This window comes from Eudoraea sp. (genome assembly GCF_049669105.1).
In the GTDB taxonomy this organism is placed as follows: Bacteria; Bacteroidota; Bacteroidia; order Flavobacteriales; family Flavobacteriaceae; genus Eudoraea.
Genome location: NZ_JBATKE010000249.1, coordinates 1 through 5,350, shown reverse-complemented (window position 1 = coordinate 5,350; position 5,350 = coordinate 1). Strand labels below are relative to the sequence as shown.

7 protein-coding genes are annotated in these 5,350 nt (G+C 37.5%); 2 read left to right on the top strand and 5 right to left on the bottom strand.

The window, feature by feature from the left end:
- The first annotated feature begins 89 nt into the window (after nt 1–89).
- On the top strand, nt 90–551 hold the full coding sequence (locus WBM60_RS17630; protein WP_424283425.1) for a hypothetical protein: 462 nt from the start codon (nt 90–92) through the stop codon (nt 549–551).
- A gap of 301 nt (nt 552–852) precedes the next feature.
- Nucleotides 853–1,308: a hypothetical protein gene (locus tag WBM60_RS17625; protein WP_424259091.1), complete on the top strand. Its 456-nt coding sequence runs from the start codon at nt 853–855 to the stop codon at nt 1,306–1,308.
- Between the two features lie 138 nt (nt 1,309–1,446).
- On the opposite strand, the gene WBM60_RS17620 is transcribed toward WBM60_RS17625, so the two are convergent.
- The 5 genes from WBM60_RS17620 to WBM60_RS17600 form a co-directional block, all read right to left on the bottom strand.
- Entirely contained in the window at nt 1,447–2,016 is a 570-nt protein-coding gene (locus WBM60_RS17620) for a DUF4251 domain-containing protein (RefSeq protein ID WP_424259092.1), read from the bottom strand.
- 106 nt (nt 2,017–2,122) lie between these two features.
- The gene (locus WBM60_RS17615; protein WP_424259093.1) at nt 2,123–2,971 is read right to left on the bottom strand and encodes a DMT family transporter; all 849 of its coding nucleotides are present in this window, start codon (nt 2,969–2,971) and stop codon (nt 2,123–2,125) included.
- Between the two features lie 87 nt (nt 2,972–3,058).
- Nucleotides 3,059–4,276: a hypothetical protein gene (locus tag WBM60_RS17610; RefSeq protein ID WP_424283424.1), complete on the bottom strand. Its 1,218-nt coding sequence runs from the start codon at nt 4,274–4,276 to the stop codon at nt 3,059–3,061.
- A complete protein-coding gene (locus WBM60_RS17605) occupies nt 4,277–4,789 on the bottom strand; it encodes a TlpA family protein disulfide reductase (protein ID WP_424259764.1) in 513 nt (170 codons plus the stop codon). It lies immediately after the preceding gene.
- A gap of 82 nt (nt 4,790–4,871) precedes the next feature.
- Nucleotides 4,872–5,189 (bottom strand): hypothetical protein, encoded by a 318-nt coding sequence (locus WBM60_RS17600; RefSeq protein WP_424259765.1) that lies wholly within the window; start codon nt 5,187–5,189, stop codon nt 4,872–4,874.
- Nucleotides 5,190–5,350: the final 161 nt, after the last annotated feature.

The following is a 5,350-nucleotide window of genomic DNA, read 5'->3' as shown; positions in this document are numbered from 1 at the left end:
CATCTCACCGAAAAAATCTATTCTTTGGTCAAACTTGCTAATTGTTTGATATAAATTCGTCTAAGAAACTAAACATTTAAAAAAAGAAAATGAGAAAAGCCCTTTATTTATTACTTTTTGTTGCTTTAAATGCACTCACAAGCTGCGGTAGTGACGATAGTATTGAACCTACCGGAATAAATGAAATTATTGTGGATGAGCTTTCGTACAACCTGGTTTCCGCCAATGGCTCAGGTATTACCGGAACTGCTACCCTTACCAGAGATAGCAATGATAATACGACAATATTGATTCAACTTGACAACACTAATACGGAAGAACACCCGGCTTACGTCCGCCTTAATAGTGCTGCCGAAGGTGGGCCAATTTTAATTACCTTAGAACCCTGTACTTGCTCCGTGAGTACCACGGTGGTAACACAGCTAAATGATGGTACCCCTATTGATTTTGATAAACTATTAAATCTAGATGGTCATGTAAGCATCCAGGATAGTCCTGCTAATCCAGATTTAGTTGTTGCAATAGCGGATATTGGGACCAACGCAAATTAAGTATCACTTCCATATAAAATAGAATCAAACCCTGACTTTTTTAAAGCCAGGGTTTTATAATTAATACATTTTTCTTCTAAAGAAAGTCGGGAATTCACAACTTGTCGGTAGGTAGCTTACTTCTAATTTTAAACATGATTTAAATCATAAAGAAAGATCGCATATATGAGCATATTTTTCTTGTATATTCCAATTGGCGGTATATTAATCTGTCTGGACGAATAAATTGTTTTATTTTAATAACTTTTACCATTATTTCTTAACTTTGTGTAAGAAAATAACCCTCAAAAATTAATTCAAAATGAAAAATGCCCCTTTTCTATTGATATTATTTGTTATGGCCCTACTCTCCAGTTGTAGTGGTAACGATATTGAACCCACAGGCGTAAATGAAATAATCGTCGACCAAATCGACTATAATTTGATTGCCGTAAATAATTCAGGAATTACCGGTAAAGCAACCTTTACCAGAGATAGTAATGATAATACCACCATTTTAATTGAGCTGGTCAATACAAATACCGATGAGCATCCCGCATATGTAAACTTTAATAGTGCAGTTGAAGGTGGCCCTATTGCCATTACCTTAGAACCTTGCACCTGTGCCGTAAGTACTACTGTTGTAACACAGCTCGATGATGGTACCCCAATTGATTTTGATAAGTTATTAAATCTGGACGGCCATGTAAGCATCCAGAATAGTCCTTCAAACGACGAAATAATTGCTGTGGTAGACATTGGTATCAACGCAGATTAAATATTCCTATATAAAAATAAAATAAAACCCTGGCTGTATATAAAGTAAGTGTTTTATTTTTTGAGCAACTATCTTATTACTCAAAACTTTTTCCCGGCCCAGGAAACACCTAAGTTAATATTAGAAGATGTTATATTACTACAAACCCTCTAGGCTAACATCTTCTTTAGGAAGTTCCGAGACTTTTCCTATGTATCTGATAAAGTTGCGTTGTGAACTATTAATGTGAATATGACTGGTCAGGTTATTAAATAGCATTATTGTCACCTGGTACACCTCTGTCCGCTCTTTAATACTGAAAAGCAGCGTATAAGTGTTTTTCTTTGAATTCTTTGATATCTTGAGTTTATCAGGAATCCCTTTGAATTCAATGGCATTGCTATCGCTAAAACCGCCTGTCAGCTGCCGCTCCCCAAAAAATGGCAAATACGCCGAAATAGTATCTCCTTCTACTTTCAGATAATTTGGATTTCCAATTAAACTAATATTACTCCCGGAATTACCCGGAAGCAACAACCCACTACCTGCAACGCTGTTTATCGCATTCGTGTTCATTGGTTGTACCCATTCAGATTCAATAAGAAACGATTTTTGCGCTACCAGATTATCAAGTATTTCGTTTTTTAAACCTGCATTTGCGGAGTCTTTCGTACTCCCACAGCTCCATAAAGTCCCTATTAAACATAAGAGCACTATCCTTTTTATCATTTTTTATAAATTATAATTACCTTATAATCAGTAAGATAAATAAAATAATCATATGATATTATTAAATTTATGATAAACTTTTTTACCCTCCCTCCTATCAAAAATTTCATTTCTTCAGTAATCTCTGTTTATACCAAAGGTTAAGCAACAAACCTGCTATAATCATTCCCATACCCACAAAACTCCAGACAAAATATTCTTCACCCAAAAAAACCACCCCAACGATTACCGCAAAAAACACTTCCAAATATTTTAATGGCGCAATTAAATTTGTTTCACCCATTTGAAATGCTTTGGTCATGAACAACTGGCCAAAATACCCAAAAATACCAAGGCTAAGCAATAAAAGCCAATCGATTCCAACAGGTGTTTTCCAATCAAAAATGGCTCCAGCACCTCCTATGATTGCAGCGATACACATAAAATAGTTCACAATAACCACCGGATGTTCCCTGCTGCCAATCCGCCGAATAATGATATAGACCAAACCACTAAAAACTGAGGATACGAGTACCAAAACCATTCCAATAAGTGGAATACTCCGGTCCATACCCTTTAACACTAATACCCCTAAAAAAGAGATCACAAAAAATAACCACTGTATGGGTTTCACAACTTCCCTGAGCAACAAAATGGCAAAAATTGCAGCAAAAATAGGCGCAATATAACGCAGCCCAACAGCAGAACCCAAAGGTATATAGTGAAGTGCCATAAAAAATAAAACCATTGAAGTGGAACCAACTAACCCTCTTAATACCAATAGTTTACGATGGGTCCCTAACACCGGGATACCCCTGCTTAGCAGAAAACCGAAAGTAAAGAAAAGAGAACCCAGCGACCTAAAAAAAACCATCTGATAGGCACTGTAAGAAGTAAGGAATTTTAAAAGGCCATTCATGGCCGTAAAGGCCAGGGTGCTCAGCAGCATAAAATATATAGCCTTTTTAAGATCCATCAATGGGTTTAAATTGATCTCGTTAAAGATAAGATAAGTTGATATTCCTGCCTATATATTCAGTGCTGCCCAAAGAAGAAAGTCTCTTTAGAATTGCCCAACAGGAACATAAGCGATTTTTATATTGCTAACGCCTTTAGCAACATCGGTCCAGGCAAAATAAACGCTATTACCTACCAATTCCATTTGTGGAAATCCAGTTTTACGCGACCCATCCAATTCTGCAATTATTTTGTAGTCAGATTTTTTTCCGGACCTGATAATTTTTACTGCCTTTAGTTGTGCCCCGCTATCTTTGGCTTCCATCCAACTTACTATTGCTGTATCAGCATCCAGCAATAGTACATCTACCCTCCCAAGTGCATCGGCCTCATCTACACGAATCGGGGAATCAAAATGTTCGCCTCCATCATTTGAAAATACCAGGTTTACTTTAGGCAGATCTCCTGCAGCTGTAAACCAGGCTACTGCCAAGTTATTTCCTATACTTGAGGCCTTAGGGCCATTTACAGGACATCCTTTTATAAGCCAGTTATCACTATAAATCGTTTTAGGGGCCGTCCATTTACCTTCTACCAGTCTTACAATACTCATATCTCTGATTTCTTCTTCAGAGCGGTCCCTATAAATTACTACCGGACCATTCGCTGTAATTGTCGTAGTAGTCTGACAGCAATCACAGGTCCGTACATCCAATACTGTGTCCTTACTAACTTCCCCCTTCGCTGACACCTCGGCAGCCCTTACAGTCATGGCACCCCGGGAACCATCCTCCTTTTCTTCGGTATTCCGGCCGTCGAGCCAGGTAATAAAAAAAGAACCCCCTTTATAGGGCACCGCCGAAACAAATCCATGCTCGGTGGGGGTGTCATCTGTATGCAAGGGTAAATCGGTCATCCAGTTTTCGGAACCTTTGGGAAGCACATTCAGCTTTACATCATAGGAATACGTGCCCTCCGAAGACTTCTTGAGGACATGTGATAACAGGTTGCCCCTATTTTCGACTATCATAGGAAAATCGGCCCAATTCACGAACCAATCATCACCCTGAAGGATTTTATGGGAAGTCTGCCACTCTACATCTTTTAATTCTGCATAATACAAACTTGCCAGCGTATCCTCGTGATGTTCTACCCAGGACATCAGGGTATTCTCCCCATTAGAAAATAAATAAGGTAATGAACTTACATCTCCCGCAGGGGAATCTATATAATTTACTGCTTCCACCTCTTTTTTTAGAGTTTCGGCGCAGGATGTCAGGAATACTATTAAAACGATCAATCCGCAAATGGTATAGCTTTTCATTTAATGGGTCTCTTTTAATTTTTGAAGTACTTCAGGGGAATCCCAGACAACTCCTCCAATAATTTTTTCTACCTTCTCCCCTTCTTCGTTATAAATATAAGTGGTTGGAAGGCTGTTAATTTGTTCCTCGGCCCAAGAGCCTTTGTATTTTATATACTTAAAATCAAAATTTCGTTTCTCCTTAAAGTCTTTAATGACTTCTAAAGTCTGGTCTGAAGCCAATAAAAAAATATAATTTTCCTTTTCCAAAATTGCCTGGGACCGAAGTAAAGATGGCATCTCCTCTATGCAAGGTCTGCACCACGTAGCCCAATAGTTAAGAAGTACTCTTTTACCTTTATAATCTGCAATTGCAATCGGATTTCCTTCCAGATCTTCAAATTGGCTTGTAGCTTCGGTGATTTTTTCAATATTTTCGCCTTTTTTAGCACTGGTGTCTTCTACCTTAACACCCTTTTTACAACTTATGAGAAGACTAAGTATTGCTGTAAATATGGATACTTTTAGCCCCATAAATTTTAATTATTTACCACGAAATTAATTAAAATAATATACACTTGGAAAAGAATAGATTTCAATAGGCAAGCCAATGAAGTTACTCTTCAAACTTATTGTTTGCTAACAAAATTTTATTGAGTTTTTTGGAGCCATTATTCTTATAAAGATCACGTATTAGTTTCTGACGCTTGCCTTCTGATATGTCCAGAGAATCAATCATAGCCCTCATCAAAAGTATTTCGCTACGGCGGGCTTCCTCAGCAGAAAGATAATCCGGTTCAAACTTAAACAGCATCGGGCCTTCTTCCTCTTCTACTTGTAATTTCGTCTCTTTTTGCGGTGTATATTGCGCATAGCTGGTCTTAGCCAATAACAGAATACCAATAAAAAGAGCCGTTCTAAGTAATTTTTTCATGTTCCCATAATGTGTTCTATCTCAAAGTACAAAAAACTCCTATATAACATACATTACGCCAGACAAAAGGCTTCTTTTTAAGTTGTTCTCTTGATTTAAGCTACCCTTAACCAAGACATTACATGATTTATAAGTATCTTGATGTTCAATAACCTTTACTT